Origin of the sequence: Pandoraea commovens (assembly GCF_024704525.1) — a bacterium.
Lineage (GTDB): Bacteria > Pseudomonadota > Gammaproteobacteria > Burkholderiales > Burkholderiaceae > Pandoraea > Pandoraea commovens.
The window spans coordinates 3,374,610-3,392,385 of record NZ_CP102780.1 but is presented as its reverse complement, the minus strand read 5'-3'; the positions used below and the strand labels follow the sequence as shown (position 1 = coordinate 3,392,385).

The window sequence follows — 17,776 nt, the reverse complement described above, 5'->3', positions numbered from 1 at the left end:
GCTGTTGTGTTTATCGTTCCAGCATCGCGACGACACCCTGACCGCCGGCCGCGCAGATCGAGATGAGGCCACGGCCGCCGCCGCGCTGGGACAACAGCTTGGCGAGCGTGGCGAGAATGCGCCCGCCGGTGGCCGCGAACGGATGCCCGCAAGCGAGCGAGCTGCCGTTCACGTTCAGACGCTGACGGTCGATGCTGCCCAGCGGCGCGGCCAGTCCCAGCTTGTCGCGGCAGTACGCGGGGTCTTCCCAAGCCTTCAGCGTGCAAAGCACTTGCGCGGCGAAGGCCTCGTGAATTTCGTAGAAATCGAAGTCCTGCAATGTGAGTCCCGCCTGCGCGAGCAAGCGCGGCACCGCATAGGCCGGGGCCATCAGCAAGCCCTCACGCTGCGATTCGTCCGGATTGAAGAAGTCGACGGCCGCCGTTTGTGAGTACGTCAGATAGGCGAGCACCGGATGGTTGTGCGCCTTCGCCCAGTCTTCGCTCGCGAGCAGAACGCACGACGCGCCATCGGTCAGTGGCGTGGAGTTGCCTGCCGTGAGCGTGCCTGTAGCGCTACGGTCGAACACCGGCTTGAGGCTGGCGAGCTTCTCCAGCGTGAGATCGGGACGCAGGTTGTTGTCGCGTTGCAGGCCGCGAAACGGTGTCATCAGATCGAGGAAGAAACCGCGCTCGTACGCTTGCGCCAGATGTTCGTGACTGGCGAGCGTGAGCGTGTCCTGCGCGGCGCGCTCGATTTCCCAGCGCTTTGCCATCAACTCGCAATGCTCGCCCATCGAGAGGCCTGTGCGCGGCTCGCCGTTGCGGGGCAGCGCCGGGTTGAACAACATGCCGGGGCGTACCTTCGCCAGCGCGCCGAGCTTGCCGCCGGTGCTGCGCTGACGGTTCGCTTCGAGAAGGATCTTGCGCAGCTTCTCGTTGACGCCGATGGGCGCGTCCGATGCCGTGTCGACGCCACCGGCAATCGCCACGTCGATCTGACCGAGTGCGATCTTGTTGCCGGTGAGGATCGCTGTCTCAAGACCCGTGCCGCAGGCCTGCTGGACATCGTAGGCAGGCGTTTGCGGGGCGAGCGTGGTCGACAGTACCGACTCGCGCGTGAGGTTGAAGTCGCGGGCGTGCTTGAGCACTGCGCCCGCCGCGACTTCGCCGAGCGTCTGGCCGTGCAGATCGAAGCGGTCGATGAGACCCTGGAACGCGGCCGTGAGCATGTCCTGATTCGATGCGGTGGCGTAGGCCGTGTTCGAGCGCGCGAACGGAATGCGATTGCCGCCGAGGATAGCGACGCGGCGCAAGGCGGGGGCGGGCGCAGTGGGTTTGAGGGCGCTCATGGCTGGTCCGGGAAATGGGTTTGAGAGGAAGACGAAGGCGAAGAGGGCCGGGTCGAAGACGCGCCGCCAATGGCCTGCCAGCGTCCGCGCAGATGCGGGACGGTGCCTGCGGCGTCGCGCAGTTCGAAATGTTGCACATTCGGCTGCACATGCGGTTGTGCGGGCGGCGCACGCCAGAAGGTGACGTCGCCGGGTAGCAGCACAGGTGTCTTGAATTCCACCAGCAGATCGACCGGACCGGAGGCGCTTACGTCGTCCGGCAGCACGGCTGCGAGCGTTCGCGCGAAGCTCCACATCCCGTGAATGATGGGGCGCGCAAAACCGAACAGCTTCGCCGTGAGCGGCCACAAATGAATCGGGTTGTAGTCGCCCGAGATGCGCGCATATTGGCGTCCAAGGTCCGCCGGGACCGGCCATATCGCTGCTTTTGTCAGTGACGGATCGGCGCTTAACTGTGCCTGATAGGGAGCGCCGAGTGCGTCGCGCACGCCGGTGCGCAGGTACAGACTCTCGCCGATCCACACGACGATGTCGTCGCGACGGGCCGTCGTGACCACCGTGAACACCTGTCCTTTGTCGTGTGCGGACAGCGGGCCGCACCGCACATCCAACGTCAGGCGTTCGCCCACGTTCAGCGTCGCAAACTGCCGGATCCGGTTCGCCAGATGCACCATGCCGAGCATGGCGAACGGGAAAGCGCGGTCTGTCATCAGCAGCATGTGAAGCGGGAAGGCGAGCAGATGCGGCCACGTGGGCGGCACGCCTGTGGTCTGAGCGAAGCCGCACAGCCGTGCGTAGCGGGCGATGTCTTCGCCGTCCAGTGGCACGTTGCGTCGCTCGAAAGCCAGCGGCGGCATCGGCTGCGCGCGGGCCGGTTTGCGCGAGGTCATCAGTGCGCGCAAATACAGATGCAGGGGCGACGGCAGATATGTGACTTGCTTCAGTTGTGTGGCGACGGCGATGTTCGGACTGTCGGATGGATCATGCGGTCGGTCGTTCGGCATCGTCATGCTCCGAGCAGGCTCTGGCCGCACACGCGCACGACCTGTCCGGTCAGCGCGCCCGAGGCCGGATGGGCGAGCCACGCGATGGCTTCGGCCACGTCGACAGGCTGGCCACCCTGTCCGAGCGAGTTCATGCGGCGTCCGGCTTCGCGAATGGCGAACGGAACCGCTGCGGTCATTTGCGTCTCGATGAAGCCGGGCGCGACGGCATTGATGCTGATATGACGCGCTGCGAGCAATGGTGACCACGCCTCGACCATCCCGATGACGGCAGCCTTCGATGCGGCGTAATTGGTCTGCCCGCGATTGCCTGCAATGCCACTGATGGAAGCGACGCCGACGATCCGGCTGTTTGCGCGCAGCACACCGGCGTCGAGCAACGCGGCATTGAGACGCTGGGGTGCGCCGACGTTGATGTCGAGCACGCTCTGCCATTGCGCATCGGTCATGCGAACAATCGTTTTGTCGCGCGTGATGCCAGCGTTATGTACGAGGATGTCCAGACCGTGCGGCGCGCGCGTCGCGAGATGCGCCATCAGTGTGGCTGCGGCCTCCGGCGAAGCGATATCGCACGTGAGGGCGCTACCGTCGAGGCGCGTGGCGACGGTGGTCAGCGCGTCTTGCGCGGACGGGATGTCGACGCACACGACATGCGCACCGTCGCGCGCCAGGACGGTCGCGATGGACTCGCCGATGCCGCGTGCCGCACCTGTCACCACGGCGACCTGTCCGGCGAGCGGACGGGTGTCGCGCATGGGCGGTGTTTCGAAGACAGGCGCGTGAAGTGTGATCGCCTGACCGCTCACATACGCGGCGCGAGGTGAGAGGAAGAATCGCAACGTGGAGTGCAGCGACTCGCGGGCATCGGGGGCGACGTAAAGCAATTGCGCCGTTGCGCCACGTTTGAGCTCCTTGGCCAGCGAGCGCACGAAGCCTTCCAGCGCGCGCTGCGCGATGCTCGCCTGCGGCGTGGCGGCCATCGACGGCGGCAGGCCGAGCACGAGCACGCGAGCGCATCGATCGAGCGTTGCCAGCGTGTCGTGGAAGAACGCGTAAAGCGACTCAAGTCCTGAGGTGTCGGCAATACCGCTCGCGTCGAACAGTAATGCTTTGGGACGCACGCCTTCGTTCGCGTTGAACCGTCCGCTCATCGTGCCCGCCTTGTTGGCGTACGAAATCCAATCGAGCCGATCCGCATGAGCAAGGCTCGGGATGCCGAGCCAATGTAGTTCGCGGGCGAGACCGGGCAGCAATGGCGCATCGCCCGCGCCGCCGACGACGGCCAGCGGTGGCGCAACGAGACGTGCTTCGGCGCCATTGTCGCCATCGTCGCCATAGTCCGGCATGCGCTCGAGCGGCACCGGGCGTGGCAGGCCCAGCGCGCTGGCCAGGCGGCTGCCCACGGCGGAGTTGGCAAAGGCAAGGTATCGGTCGGACGTCGTCACGGCGCGGAAATCCTCAAAGTGTTCTGGCGAAAAATTGATAACCGTTGGCAGGGTCGGCAGCGGTGGCGGCCGGACTCACGACGTGAGTGCTTCGTCCGCCGGGGTCTGACGCCGGGCCTGTTGCATGTCGCTGGCGCGCCCGAAGTCGGCCGGAAAGTCGTCAACCGCCACGGCCTTCGCCGCGTAATCGGCGTACTGCGCCAGCAGGCGGCGCTCGTCGTCGCTTACCAGTTGCAGCGTCGCCGCATGGTCCACCCAGGCAGTGAACTCGGGCAGGCTCTGCGGCATGGCCGCCAGACGCCCCTCCTTGATCGCGGTGCGCAGACGTTGCTCGATCACGGTGACCTGCGGCGTCATCTGGAAGACGATTTCGCCGTAAGCCAGATCGTCGACGTCAGGGCTCGGCGAGTAGCTGCCAGCGATGAGGCGCTCGCGGGCGTCGCCCGGCGTTTGCATCACCTCGGCCACGCGGGCGGCCAGCGCATCCGACGGCTTGGCGTACGGCAGACCGAGCGGCATCAGCTTCCAACGCATCCACCACGCAACGCCCCGCGACGGATAGTTCGCCAGCACGCCCTCGAAGGCCTCGCGCGCTTGCCAGAGGGCATCCTGCGCAGCCCAATGCACCAGCGGCAGGTCGGCAACGGGACGGCCTTCGTCCTCGAAGCGCTTGAGCGTCGCGGTCAGAAGGAAGAGTTGGGAAAGAATGTCGCCGAGGCGTCCCGTGATGCTCTCGCGACGCTTGAGCGAGCCGCCGAGCACCGCCATCGAAATGTCGGCTGCGATGGCGAGCAGCGTCGACATGCGGTTCGCGGCGCGGTAGTAGGCGTGCAGTTCGGGCGCGGCCTTCGAAGGCACGGCGGAGAAGCGCGCATGCGTGATGCCTTGCAGCGCGCCGCGCACGATGTTGCTCGTGACGAACGTCAGGTGGCCGAAGAGGGCGTCGTCGAAGGCGCGCACGGCGGCAGTGTGGTCGGTCGTCTGCGCGGCAGCCAGCTCCTTCAGCACATACGGATGGCAGCGGATCGCACCCTGACCGAAGATCATCAGGCAGCGCGTCATGATGTTCGCGCCTTCCACGGTGATCGACACAGGAATCTGCTGGTAGGCGCGGGCAAGGAAGTTGTTTGGGCCCATGCAGATGCCCTTGCCAGCGACGACGTCCATGCCGTCGTTCACCACATTGCGAGCGCGTTCGGTCACGTGGTACTTCGCGATGGCCGAGATGACCGAGGGCTTTTCGCCGAGGTCGACGGCCAATGCCGCCATGCGACGCGCAGCGTCCATCGCGTAGAGGTTGCCGGCCATGCGCGCGAGCGCTTCCTGTACCCCTTCGAACTTGCCGATCGGCGTGCGGAACTGGCGACGCACGGCCGCATACGCGCCGGTCGCGCGCACGGCGATCTTCGAGTAACCGACGTTCGACGACGGCAACGAAATCGCGCGGCCTGCGGCGAGACATTCCATCAGCATCCGCCAGCCCTTGCCGACTTGTGCCTGTCCACCGATCACCCAGTCGAGCGGGATGAAGACGTCTTTGCCGGAGTTCGGGCCGTTCTGGAAGACGGCGTTCAGCGGCCAGTGACGACGGCCGATCACGACGCCCGGGTGCTTCGTGGGAATCAGCGCGCAGGTAATGCCGGGTTCGGCGTCGTCGCCCAGCAGATGGTCGGGGTCGAGCGCGCGGAACGCCAGGCCGAGCACCGTGGCGATAGGGCCTAGTGTGATGTAGCGCTTGTTCCAGGTGACGCGAAAACCAAGGGTCTCGCGGCCCTCATGCATGCTGCGGCAGACAATGCCTATGTCCGGAATGGCGGCGGCGTCCGAGCCCGCATAGGGACTCGTCAGCGCAAAGCAGGGGATTTCTTCGCCCTTGGCGAGGCGGGGGAGATAGTAGTTCTTCTGGTCTTCGGTGCCGTAGTGCAACAGCAGTTCGGCCGGACCGAGCGAGTTCGGCACCATCACTGAAACAGCCGCAGCGGAACAGCGGGACGCCAGCTTCATCACCACTTGCGAGTGTGCGTAGGCGGAGAATTCGAGGCCGCCGTAACGCTTCGGAATGATCATGCCGAGAAAGCCTGCATCCTTTGCGTATTGCCAGGCCTTGGGCGGCAGGTCCTGCCAGACCTGCGTGCTTTCCCAGTCGTTCGACAGATCGCAAAGATGCTCGACCTGATTGTCCATGAATGCCTGCTCGTCGGCCGACAGGGCGGGAGCAGGCATAGCGCTGAATTTGTCCCAGTCGGGGCGGCCGGAGAACAGGTCGGCGTCCCACCAGACGGTACCGGCTTCAATCGCATCTTTTTCGGTATCCGACATTTCCGGCATGATCGACCGGAACTTGGCGAGCATCGGCGCAGTGACCCACGCGCGGCGTAGCGGGCCGATGCTGAGAATCAACGCGGGAAGGATGAGTACGACGGCGAGAATCGCTGTCGCGACCGTTCCCGTCAGTCCGAGCGAGATGCCTGCGCCCACCCACAGGACGGTGGCGATCAGCCATTGCCAGGCGTGTGCACGGTAGAAAAGCAGGGCTGTGACGCCCACGACAAACGCGAGAATCCATAAGGCCATCATTTTTCTCCTCCCTTCGGGTTCAGCTCCCCGGTCGGTGCCAGATGGCCCCGCGCGCCCCGAGGGGCGAACGCAGCGCCGGAGCTGTCGTCCTCGTGCCGTCTGTCGATCTTCGCTGGCGTTGTGCGCAGTGGGATTCGGTGACGGCGTTGTTGTTGGATCGTTCGGCGACGCAATGGTGCGCCGGGAATTCGAGTAAAGCGTCGAAACGTGAAACCATCACGCGATGGAAAGCCGACGGCCGTCCAGCGCGGGTTACGCGGTAGTCAGATGATGCGGCAAGCGCGAGGTGCGTTGGCCTGCGCGGCCCTTTGTCCGGCCGCGTAGTTGGCGAATTTTTACGTCAGACGTTCGCGAGCGAACGGTCGCTGGCGCTCGATTCCGGGCCGCCCTCGTGAGTCCGAGATTCAGTGTGCCCGGACGCTTGTCCGGCTTCGCGCGGCGGGGTGACGTCGGCGTCTTTCGCCAGCGCGAAAACGGCAGCGAAGCTCGCCAGTTGCTCGTCGCCCGGCATCGGGGCCTTGAGCGCGGCCACCATGAGTGCCGTCAGGCGTGCCACGACTTGCAGGTCGCCCATCGGCTGTCCCTGCGCGAACGTGTCGATCAGGCGGGAGGTGTCGCTGCTGGCGAGCACGCCGGACAACGCCTGCAACGCGAAGTGCAGACGCCAGCCCAATTCCTGACGCGGCAACTCCGGCAACGCGCATGCGAAGGCTTCAAAGAAGCGCTCGAAAACCGGGGCGTAATGCTGTTGCAGATAGTCGCGGATGAAGGGCGAGGGGTCGGCGTAGACGCGTCCGAGCAACCGCAGGAATGCGGGGCCGCCGATGTCGCGATGATGGGAGATAGCGAGGGCCGGGATGAACATGGCACCCAGCACGTGTTCGCACGTCAGCTTCGGGGCTGGCCACGTGGCCTCGGCACGCGTGAGCAGGGCGAGGCGTTCGTCGTTTAGCCGGTCCAGCCGGCGCGAGAGCATCGCCTGGAGCAACGTTTCCTTACTGCCGAAGTGATAGTTGACGGCCGCCAGATTGACCTCGGCGCGCGAGGTGATCTGGCGCAGGGACATGGCTTCATAGCCGAATTCGATGAACAGGTCTTCTGCCGCATCGAGAATGCGCAGTTTGGTGTCGCCAGCTTGACGGCCGGCCGAGACGCGAGGACTCACGACGAACCTCCTGTGTTTTTCGGGGACGGACCCAGGGACGGATGGCACAACACTGCACCATCCTCAGGAACCGATGTTTCATTCAAACGTTCGATTGAATCCTAGGCGTTAAGCGGACGTCTCCCAAGCGCTTTTTGTGGGTGTCGTCCTCTAATCTGCGTTTGGGGCAGCGGCTGCCGGGGGTCACGTTTTTCGGGACGGCGAACTTCGGGGAAGGTGGAAAGGTCTGATTTCGGTGCTTTCCAGCCGGAAAGTCTGGAGGCGGGACAATAGTTTGCTAAAATGTTCCGCTTTGTGTGCAAGACCGTTTTGGCGCTAACCCGATTCGTCGGGTGCGGAGGGAAGCCGGCGTCGCATCGTCGGTTCCGGCCCAAGGTTGATTAACTGACAGGGTCCGCTTGCGGCATTCCCTCGCCGCAACACAGAACGACCCTCTGGATGGACGAATATCCTCATGACTATCGCTGTTGAAAACCTCGGCAAGCTCGAGCGTCGCTTTACCATCACCCTGCTCAAGCAGGACGTCGAAAAAGAAGTCGCGACGCGCATTCAGCGACTGTCGAAGACGGTTCGCATGCCGGGCTTCCGTCCGGGCAAGGTGCCCCTGAAGATGGTCACCCAGCAGTACGGTGGTCAGGTCGAAGCCGAAGTCGTCAGCGACAAGGTTGGCCAGCAATTCTTCGAAGTCAGCAAGGACCAGGACCTGCGTGTGGCCGGTCAGCCGCGTTTCGCGCCGAAGGCCGACGCCGCCGAGACCGAATACGCTTTCGACGCCACGTTCGAAATCTATCCGGAAGTGAAGATCGGCGATCTGGCCACGGCCGAAGTCAGCCGCACCACGACCGACGTCTCGGAAGCCGAAATCGATCGCACCCTCGACATCCTGCGCAAGCAGCGCGTGCACTACCACGTGCGCGGTGAAGCCGGCGCCCACGGCGACGGCGGCTCGGTCGAAGCCAAGGACGGCGACCGCGTGACGGTCGACTTCGTCGGCAAGATCGACGGTGAAGTGTTCGCAGGCGGCAGCGCCGAAGACTTCGTGTTCGTGCTGGGCGAAGGCCGCATGCTCCCGGAATTCGAAAAGGCAACGCTGGGCCTGAAGGTCGGCGAAGCGAAGGAATTCGAACTCAAGTTCCCGGACGAGTACCACGGCAAGGAAGTGGCCGGTAAGACCGCCACGTTCACCGTCACGCTCAAGAAGGTCGAGTGGGCGCACCTGCCGGAAGTCGACGGCGAATTCGCCAAGTCGCTCGGCATCGCCGACGGCAGCATCGAAAAGATGCGCGCCGACATCAAGGAAAACCTGTCGCGCGAAGTGAAGCGTCGCACGCAGGCGCTCCTCAAGGATCAGGTCATGAACGCCCTGATCTCGGTGTCGGAACTCGACGTGCCGAACGCGCTGATCGAACAGGATCAGGAACGCCTCGTGGCGATGGCCCGCCAGGACCTCGCACAGCGTGGCGTGCCGAACGCCGGCAACGTGCCGATCCCGGCTGAAATGTTCAAGGAACAAGCCGAGCGTCGCGTGAAGCTGGGTCTGATCCTTGCCGAGCTGGTCAAGCAAAACGACCTGCAAGCCAAGCCGGACCAGATCAAGGCCGAAGTCGAAGAGTTCGCGAAGAGCTACGAAGACCCGCAAGAAGTCGTCCGCTGGTACTATGGCGATCAGCAGCGCATGGCGGAAATGGAAGGTTTCGTCGTCGAGAACAACGTGGTCGAGTTCGTCCTTGGCAAGGCCAAGGTGACCGACAAGCAAGTTAGCTTTGAAGAGCTGGCTGGCAACACGCAATCCTAATCGGCGCGATACGACCGACTGAACCGCCGCGGCCGCAAGGCCGTGGCGGTTCTTTTCCAAATGGCCTTCGGGCTTCCTCCTTGCGGCGCGCAAAACCATCTCGATAGAAGGGTCGAACCGATATGATTACCCGTTCCGAATTGCTCGCCCAACTCGCCTCCCAGACGCACAACTCCGCCCTCGAAACGCAAGGCCTTGGCCTCGTGCCGATGGTCGTCGAGCAAAGTGGTCGTGGTGAGCGCGCTTACGATATTTATTCGCGACTCCTCAAAGAGCGCATCATTTTCATGGTTGGCGAGGTCAACGACCAGAGCGCCAACCTCGTCGTCGCCCAATTGCTGTTCCTCGAGAGCGAAAATCCGGACAAGGAAATCTCGATGTACATCAATTCGCCGGGCGGTTCCGTCTCGGCAGGCCTGGCGATTTACGACACGATGCAGTTCGTCAAGCCGGCGGTCTCGACGCTGTGCCTCGGTATGGCTGCGAGCATGGGCGCTTTCCTGCTGGCCGCCGGTGAGAAGGGCAAGCGTTTTGCTCTGCCGAACGCACGCATCATGATTCACCAGCCGCTGGGCGGTGCGCGTGGTCAGGCGTCGGACATCGAGATTCACGCCAAGGAAATCCTCCTGCTCAAGGACCGGTTGAATCGTCTGCTCGCTGAGAACACCGGGCAGTCGCTCGAAGTGATCGCACGCGATACCGACCGAGACAACTTCAAGTCCGCCGCCGACGCCGTCGAGTACGGTTTGATCGATCGCGTGCTCGAAAAGCGTCCCTGATTCGGACCCGAAGACGGGGCGCCTGACGGCAAAATCGTTGGCGCGACACCAGGCATTTTCGATTCGGGAAGCTGGGTGATCGCGCCAAGTGTTTGTCGTTAAAGGGAATTTAAGGCTGTCGCGAGTGGGCCACACGCTCGTACAGCATGGCGTTACAATGGGATTCACGTATGCCGCGTTTGCCGCCCCCGGCGGGGGACGACCGGGGCGCAAATTGCTAGCAGGCTGACACAGATATGGTGGATAAAAAAAGCACTTCCAACGGCGAAAAGCTGCTCTACTGCTCCTTCTGCGGAAAGAGCCAGCACGAGGTCAAGAAGCTCATCGCAGGTCCGTCCGTATTCATTTGCGACGAGTGCATTGATCTGTGCAATGAGATTATTCGCGACGAGGCCGCAGCGGCCGAAGACGAGAGCGGCAGCGGCGCCAAGTCCGATCTGCCGTCCCCGCAGGAAATTCGCGAGAGTCTCGATCAGTATGTGATCGGTCAGGACCGGGCCAAGAAGATTCTGGCGGTTGCGGTCTATAACCATTACAAGCGATTGAAGCACCTCGGCGACAAGCGCGACGAGGTCGAACTTTCCAAGAGCAACATCCTGCTGATCGGGCCGACCGGCTCGGGCAAGACGCTGCTCGCGCAGACGCTCGCGCGTCTGCTCAACGTGCCTTTCGTGATTGCCGACGCCACCACGCTGACCGAAGCCGGTTATGTGGGTGAAGACGTCGAAAACATCATCCAGAAGCTCCTGCAGAACTGCAATTACGAGATCGAGCAGGCGCAGAAGGGCATTGTCTACATCGACGAAATCGACAAGATCAGCCGTAAGTCGGACAACCCGTCGATTACGCGCGACGTGTCGGGCGAAGGCGTGCAGCAGGCGCTGCTCAAGCTGGTCGAAGGCACGATGGCGTCGGTGCCGCCGCAGGGCGGTCGCAAGCATCCGAACCAGGATTTCATCCAGGTCGACACGACGAACATCCTCTTCATTTGCGGCGGCGCGTTCGATGGTCTCGAAAAGATCATCATGAACCGTACGGAAAAGACGGGGATTGGTTTTGGCGCGACGGTCAAGACGGGCGAAGAGCGGGACGCAGGCGAATTGCTGCGCGACGTCGAACCCGAGGATCTGATCAAGTTCGGTCTTATTCCGGAACTGATTGGTCGTCTGCCGGTGGTTGCCACGTTGGGTAAGCTTGACGAAGACGCGCTGGTCACGATCCTGATCGAGCCGAAGAACGCGCTGGTTAAACAGTATCAACGTCTGTTCTTGATGGAAGGCGTCGAGCTGGAGATTCGCCCGGCCGCCATGCATGCCGTGGCGCGCAAGGCGATCAAGCGCAAGACGGGTGCGCGCGGCCTGCGTTCGATCATCGAACAGGCCTTGCTGGAAGTCATGTACGAGTTGCCGTCGCTTAAGGGCGTGACCAAGGTCATCCTTGATGAAAACGCCATCAGTGGCGACGGAAAGCCGCTTTTGATCTATCAGGAGTCGCCCAAGGTTGCCGGCTCCAATTGAACGGTCAACTTAGCGCTACCCCAAGCCGTTCATGGAAACATGGACGGCTTTTTTTCCTTCATACTAGTGCCACGGGCAATGAAACCCCGAGTGGTGCAACTTGTTGGCGAAAGGGCTTTTCCAGCCTCTTGTAATTCTCGCCGGCGGCCTCAATTAGCTGGAACACAACGGTATCGTTAAATATGGGGAACGAGATGTCAGGCACCCAAATCCTCCCGCCCGAAGCGATTCAACTGCCCCTGTTGCCTCTGCGCGACGTGGTCGTGTTTCCGCACATGGTGATTCCCCTTTTCGTGGGGCGTCCGAAATCGATTAAAGCGCTTGAAACCGCGATGGAAGGCGGCAAGCACATCATGCTGGTCGCGCAGAAAGCCGCGGCCAAGGATGAGCCCACGTCCAAGGATCTCTACGAGATCGGCTGCGTGGCGAACATCCTGCAAATGCTCAAACTGCCCGATGGCACCGTCAAGGTGCTCGTCGAAGGGATTCAACGCGCCCGCACCCTGAGTGTGGACGAAGAAGAAACCCAGTTCACGTCGGAAGTCATGCCGCTTGAGCCGGACGACGGCAATTCGCCGGAATCCGAGGCCCTGCGTCGTGCGATCGTGGCGCAGTTCGATCAGTACGTGAAGCTCAACAAGAAGATTCCGCCGGAGATCCTGACGTCGCTGTCGGGCATCGACGAAGCGGGTCGTCTGGCTGACACCATCGCCGCACACCTGCCGCTCAAGCTGGAGCAGAAGCAGAAGATTCTGGAGATGTTCCCGGTCATCGAGCGCCTTGAGCATTTGCTCGCGCAGCTCGAGAGCGAGATCGACATTCTCCAGGTGGAAAAGCGCATTCGTGGCCGCGTAAAGCGCCAGATGGAAAAGAGCCAGCGCGAGTACTACCTGAACGAGCAGGTCAAGGCGATCCAGAAGGAACTGGGCGAAGGCGAAGAGGGTGCGGATCTCGAAGAACTCGAGAAGCGCATCAAGGCAGCGCACCTGCCCAAGGAAGCCAAGAAGAAGGCCGACGCCGAACTCAAGAAGCTCAAGCTGATGTCGCCGATGTCGGCAGAAGCGACTGTCGTGCGCAACTACATCGACACGCTGGTCGGTCTGCCGTGGCGCAAGAAGAGCAAGGTCAACAACGATCTGACGAACGCCGAGAAGGTGCTCGACGAAGACCACTTCGGTCTCGAGAAGGTCAAGGAACGCATCCTTGAGTATCTTGCTGTGCAACAGCGCGTGGACAAGGTCAAGGCGCCGATCCTGTGCCTGGTCGGGCCCCCCGGTGTCGGTAAGACCTCGCTCGGTCAGTCGATTGCGCGTGCCACGAACCGCAAGTTCGTGCGTATGGCGCTGGGCGGCGTGCGTGACGAGGCCGAGATTCGCGGTCACCGTCGCACGTACATCGGTTCGATGCCCGGCAAGATTCTGCAGAGCCTCTCGAAGGTCGCCGTGCGCAACCCGCTGTTCCTGCTCGACGAAGTGGACAAGATGGGCATGGACTTCCGTGGCGACCCGAGCTCGGCGTTGCTCGAAGTGCTCGATCCGGAACAGAACCACACGTTCTCGGACCACTACGTCGAAGTCGACTTCGATCTGTCGGATGTGATGTTCGTGGCGACGTCGAACTCGCTGAACATTCCGGCACCGTTGCTCGACCGTATGGAAGTGATCCGTTTGTCGGGTTACACGGAAGACGAGAAGGTCAACATCGCCCAGCGTTATCTGCTGCCGAAGCAGAAGAAGAACAACGGGTTGAAGGAAGGCGAAATCGATCTGACGGAAGCCGCGATTCGCGACATCATTCGTTACTACACGCGTGAAGCGGGTGTGCGTTCGCTTGAGCGTGAAATCTCGAAGATCTGCCGCAAGGTCGTGAAGATGTTGCTGCTCAAGAAGGTCGATGGCTCGTCGATCAAGGTCGATGCCGGCAATCTCGACAACTTCCTCGGCGTGCGCAAGTTCGACTTCGGTCTGGCCATGAAGGAGAACCAGATCGGTCAGGTCACGGGTCTGGCGTGGACGGAAGTCGGTGGCGATCTGCTGACGATCGAGGCGGCGCTGATGCCTGGCAAGGGCAACATTATCCGCACGGGTTCGCTCGGCGACGTGATGAAGGAGTCGGTCGAGGCGGCACGCTCGGTGGTGCGTTCGCGTGCACGTCGTCTCGGCGTGTCCGACGAGCAGTTCGAGAAGAAGGACATCCACATTCACGTGCCCGAAGGCGCGACGCCGAAGGACGGTCCGTCCGCTGGTATCGCGATGACGACGGCGCTCGTGTCGGTGCTCACCGGGATTCCGGTGCGTGCGGATGTGGCGATGACCGGCGAGATCACGCTGCGCGGCGAAGTGTTGCCGATCGGTGGTCTCAAGGAGAAGCTGCTCGCAGCGCATCGCGGTGGCATCAAGCTCGTGTTGATTCCGGAAGAGAACGTGAAGGATCTCGCCGAGATTCCGGATACGGTCAAGAACGCGCTGGAGATCGTGCCGGTGCGCTGGATCGACAAGGTGCTTGAACTCGCACTGGAGCATGCACCGGCGCCGTTGCCGGAAGAAGAAGCCAAGGCAGCGCCTGTGACGCCGAACGCAGACGCGAGCGGCAAGCAGGACGTCATCAAGCACTAAGCGGGTTTCGTCGGGCGATGGATCGCAGTGCGGTCCTAGCCCGATAGAAAAACGTTCAAAAAGCTCGGGGTTTTCCCCGGGCTTTTTTTATTCACGCAAAGTGCTCGAAAATAACGTCCGGCAAGCACTGATTCAGGAGTGCTTCCGATGCAGTCAGAACGCCGCAAAACGGCTTGACATCAGGGTTTGCGGCTTGTCTAATGGCAAAGCCAGCGGACCTCTCAGATCAATGTCAAGGCGCGCAAAGAGCGCCTCCGCGGCTCAATCGCCTACTATCCTTGCAAGGGGGTTACAGTGAATAAGACGGAACTGATCGAGCACATCTCTGAACAGGCAGATATTTCGAAAGCTGCCGCAGGCCGATCGCTTGACGCATTGGTGGGTGCAGTAAAGAAAGCGCTGAAGAAGGGTGACGACGTGACGCTGGTCGGCTTTGGTACGTTCCATCTCGCCAAGCGCGCCGCTCGTACGGGACGCAATCCGCGCACGGGAGAACCCATCAAGATTAAGGCGGCGAAGGTTCCGAAATTTCGCCCTGGCAAAGATCTCAAAGATGCAGTAAACTAACGAGCTTTCCTGCTTCGGCAGGAGGCAGCAAGAACAAGACTAAAATCGGGAACGGGTGCTTAGCTCAGTTGGTAGAGCGGCGCCCTTACAAGGCGTAGGTCGGGGGTTCGAGCCCCTCAGCACCCACCAGTTCCAGATCTTGGGGAGCGGTAGTTCAGTTGGTTAGAATACCGGCCTGTCACGCCGGGGGTCGCGGGTTCGAGCCCCGTCCGCTCCGCCAAATTGTGAAAAGGCGAACTTCGGTTCGCCTTTTTTGCCATATAGCGTCATAAAACGCATCCAGACGACTCTTCCGATTTCGTATGTTCGACTTCATTCGCCGTCACCAACGCTTGGTCCTCATCTTCCTGACGGTGCTGATCGTCCCGTCGTTCGTGGTGTTTGGCGTTCATGGCTGGCAGGAATACGCCTCGGATGCCGGTACGATCGCCAAGGTCGGCGATCAGACTGTGACGCGCCAGGAGTACGACAGCGTGCTGCGCGCGCAAACGGAGCGCATGCAGCAGATGTTCGGCGGCGCCGTCGACGCGAGCCAGATCAACACGCCGGAAATGCGCAGTGCTGTGCTGGACAATCTGATCCAGCAAAAGCTGCTGCAACAGGAAACCCTCAAGAAGAATTTGTCGGTGCCCGACGCGCAAGTGCGTGAGGCGCTCCTCGCCATTCCCGCGATTGCGCAGCTGCGCCGTGCAGACGGTTCGATCGATCAGGCTGCTTACGAGCAACTGCTGTCCGCGCAGAACCTGACGCCGCAGCGTCTCGAAGCGCAGATTCGTTTCGAACTGGCGTCGAATCAATTGCCGTCGAGCGTGCAGGCGAGCGCGATGCTGCCGAAGACGGTGCTCGAACGTTTCGCACAATTGCGTTCGCAGCAGCGCGAAGTGTCGGCGCTGGACTTCCCGCTGACGGACTTCGCCGGCAAGATCGTGCCGACGCAGCAGCAGATTCAGGCGTATTACGACGCGCACAAGGCTGCATTCCAGACGCCGGAGTCGGCTGAGATCCAGTACGTGGTGCTCGATCCGAAGGCCATGCCGACATCGGCGCAAACTGCGCCGAGCGACGATGTGCTGCGCAAGATGTACAACGACAATCTGAAGCAATACACGACGCAGGAAGAGCGCCGTGCATCGCATATTCTGATTGCCTCGCCGGCAGATGCGTCGCCGGCCGACCACGCCAAGGCGAAGGCAAAGGCTGACGCGATCCTCGCGCAGATCAGGAAGAATCCGAACGACTTCGCCAAGTTGGCCAGCGAGAACTCGGAAGACCCGGGTTCGAAGGGCAACGGTGGTGACCTCGGCTTCTTCGCGCGCGACGCTATGGTCAAGCCGTTTGCCGATGCCGCATTCGCACTCAAGAGCGAAGGTGAAGTGAGCGATGTCGTGAAGAGCGACTTCGGTTATCACATCATCAAGCTCACGGGCATCAAGCCGGCGCAGACGAAGTCGTTCGACGAAGTGAAGTCGCAACTGGCCGATCAGTATCGTCAGCAGGAAGCCGCGAAGGGCTACGCCAAGCTCGCAGACCAGTTCACGAACGCTGTGTACGAACAGCCGGACAGCCTGCAACCGGTGGCCGACAAGCTGAACCTGAAGGTGCAGACCGCCAAGGTAACGCGTACGCCGGATGCTGCACTGGCCCAGAGTCCGCTCGGCAACGAGAAGCTGCTGAAGGCAGTGTTCGGCGACGAATCGCTCAAAAACAAGCGCAACACCGAAGCGGTGGACGTGGGACAAGGCGTGCTGGTGTCGGCTCGCATCGTGGCGTATCACCCGGCTGCCACGCCGCCGCTCGATCAGATCGAAGCGCAAGTGAAGCAGAAGGCGATTGCGGATCTGGCCGAGCAGGAAGCCAAGAAGGCAGGCGAAGCGAAACTGGAAGCGCTCAAGAAGGGTGGCGATGCGACGTTCGGCGCGGCGCAAACCGTCTCGCGCGACAATCCGGGCAAGCTGGTGCCGACGGCACTGACCGCCATTTTCGGTGCGGACACCAGCAAGTTGCCCGCCTACGTGGGTGTGTCGCTGGGCGAAGGTCAGGGCTACGCCGTGTATCGCATCAGCAAGGTGTCGCAGCCGGCGACGCAAGATCCGCAGCGTCTGGCGGCCGAAGCGCAACAGCTCAATCAACTGGCTGCGCAGGCCGAGTGGAATGCCTGGGTGGGTGATCTGCGGGCGCGCTCGAAGGTCAAGGTCGTGAACGACGTGACCAAGGCGACGAGTAACTGATCGCGGGAGGATCGTGTAGCGTACGATCCCTCAGCCAAAAGAAGACGGCCAACTGAGTTGGCCGTTTTTTTATGCGCCGGACTTTGATGCGCGTGAGTCTGGGGCTTTCGCGGATGGTTTGGCGGGCGTTGCGGCGGCGGCGGGTTTGAGCAGCGGTTTCACCGTTGGCCAGACATTTTGCAGAATCTGCGGATGCGCCTTGGCGAGCGGATGAATCTGGTCTTGCTGGAACCAGTCCTGATGTTCGATGACGCCCGCCAGCAAGAACGGCACGTAGCCGGTTTTTTCCTGCTTGGCGATGGTCGAGAACATGGTGAAAAATTGCTCGCTATAGTCGGGACCGTAGTTCGGCGGGATGCGCATGCCGACCACGATCACACGGCTGCCGATCTTGCGCGACGCGGCGACCATCTCGCGCAAATTGGTGCGGGTGAGATCGAGCGGAATGCCGCGCAGTGCGTCGTTGCCCCCCAGTTCGATGATGGTCACGGCGGGGTGATAGCGTTCGAGCAACGGGGCGAGACGGGAGCGCCCGCCACTCGTCGTGTCGCCACTGATACTGGCATTCACGACGTTATAATCGTAGCCACTCTGCGTGATCGTCTGCTGCATCAGATTGACCCAGCCGGCACCGCGCGCGATGCCATATTCCGCCGAAAGGCTGTCGCCCACGACGAGAATTGTCGGCGCGCCAGAACTTGCCGCGTTCGCCGCGGTCCCTGTCAGCATGCACCAGCCAACGGCGGCTGATGCG

At 62.0% G+C, this 17,776-nt stretch carries 12 protein-coding genes and 2 tRNA genes; 8 read left to right on the top strand and 6 right to left on the bottom strand.

The genetic code is table 11. The features are described 5' to 3' along the window. Positions 1–10: 10 nt before the first annotated feature. The 5 genes from NTU39_RS15510 to NTU39_RS15490 form a co-directional block, all read right to left on the bottom strand. Entirely contained in the window at positions 11–1,330 is a 1,320-nt protein-coding gene (locus NTU39_RS15510) for an acetyl-CoA C-acetyltransferase (protein ID WP_257958001.1), read from the bottom strand. Then, positions 1,327–2,334: a MaoC family dehydratase gene (locus tag NTU39_RS15505; protein WP_257958000.1), complete on the bottom strand. Its 1,008-nt coding sequence runs from the start codon at positions 2,332–2,334 to the stop codon at positions 1,327–1,329. Before NTU39_RS15505 ends, NTU39_RS15510 begins: the two co-directional genes overlap by 4 nt. A gap of 2 nt (positions 2,335–2,336) precedes the next feature. Further along, positions 2,337–3,779, bottom strand: coding sequence for a 3-oxoacyl-ACP reductase (locus tag NTU39_RS15500; protein WP_150662952.1), 1,443 nt, complete (start codon positions 3,777–3,779; stop codon positions 2,337–2,339). 75 nt (positions 3,780–3,854) lie between these two features. Then, complete coding sequence (locus NTU39_RS15495) at positions 3,855–6,353, bottom strand: acyl-CoA dehydrogenase (protein ID WP_373275410.1); 2,499 nt, start codon at positions 6,351–6,353, stop codon at positions 3,855–3,857. Positions 6,354–6,696: 343 nt separating this feature from the next. After that, positions 6,697–7,521 (bottom strand): TetR/AcrR family transcriptional regulator, encoded by an 825-nt coding sequence (locus tag NTU39_RS15490; RefSeq protein WP_257957998.1) that lies wholly within the window; start codon positions 7,519–7,521, stop codon positions 6,697–6,699. A gap of 454 nt (positions 7,522–7,975) precedes the next feature. Here NTU39_RS15490 and tig point away from each other — a divergent pair, with 454 nt between their 5' ends. From tig to NTU39_RS26925, 8 genes are all read left to right on the top strand, one after another. Beyond that, the gene (gene tig, locus NTU39_RS15485; protein WP_150662949.1) at positions 7,976–9,316 is read left to right on the top strand and encodes a trigger factor; all 1,341 of its coding nucleotides are present in this window, start codon (positions 7,976–7,978) and stop codon (positions 9,314–9,316) included. A gap of 125 nt (positions 9,317–9,441) precedes the next feature. Next, positions 9,442–10,095, top strand: coding sequence for an ATP-dependent Clp endopeptidase proteolytic subunit ClpP (gene clpP / locus NTU39_RS15480; protein ID WP_150663484.1), 654 nt, complete (start codon positions 9,442–9,444; stop codon positions 10,093–10,095). 236 nt (positions 10,096–10,331) lie between these two features. Next, positions 10,332–11,612 (top strand): ATP-dependent Clp protease ATP-binding subunit ClpX, encoded by a 1,281-nt coding sequence (gene clpX / locus NTU39_RS15475; protein ID WP_039397970.1) that lies wholly within the window; start codon positions 10,332–10,334, stop codon positions 11,610–11,612. A 194-nt stretch (positions 11,613–11,806) separates the two neighbouring features. After that, on the top strand, positions 11,807–14,227 hold the full coding sequence (gene lon / locus NTU39_RS15470; RefSeq protein ID WP_150662948.1) for an endopeptidase La: 2,421 nt from the start codon (positions 11,807–11,809) through the stop codon (positions 14,225–14,227). A 294-nt stretch (positions 14,228–14,521) separates the two neighbouring features. Next, a complete protein-coding gene (locus NTU39_RS15465) occupies positions 14,522–14,794 on the top strand; it encodes an HU family DNA-binding protein (RefSeq protein WP_039397973.1) in 273 nt (90 codons plus the stop codon). A 53-nt stretch (positions 14,795–14,847) separates the two neighbouring features. Continuing rightward, positions 14,848–14,923, top strand: a tRNA-Val gene (locus tag NTU39_RS15460). 14 nt (positions 14,924–14,937) lie between these two features. Next, positions 14,938–15,014, top strand: a tRNA-Asp gene (locus tag NTU39_RS15455). 82 nt (positions 15,015–15,096) lie between these two features. After that, positions 15,097–17,022, top strand: coding sequence for a SurA N-terminal domain-containing protein (locus NTU39_RS26925; protein WP_308340551.1), 1,926 nt, complete (start codon positions 15,097–15,099; stop codon positions 17,020–17,022). A 69-nt stretch (positions 17,023–17,091) separates the two neighbouring features. Here NTU39_RS26925 and NTU39_RS15440 read toward each other — a convergent pair whose 3' ends face one another. After that, the gene (locus tag NTU39_RS15440; RefSeq protein WP_150662946.1) at positions 17,092–17,751 is read right to left on the bottom strand and encodes an arylesterase; all 660 of its coding nucleotides are present in this window, start codon (positions 17,749–17,751) and stop codon (positions 17,092–17,094) included. Positions 17,752–17,776 lie beyond the last annotated feature (25 nt).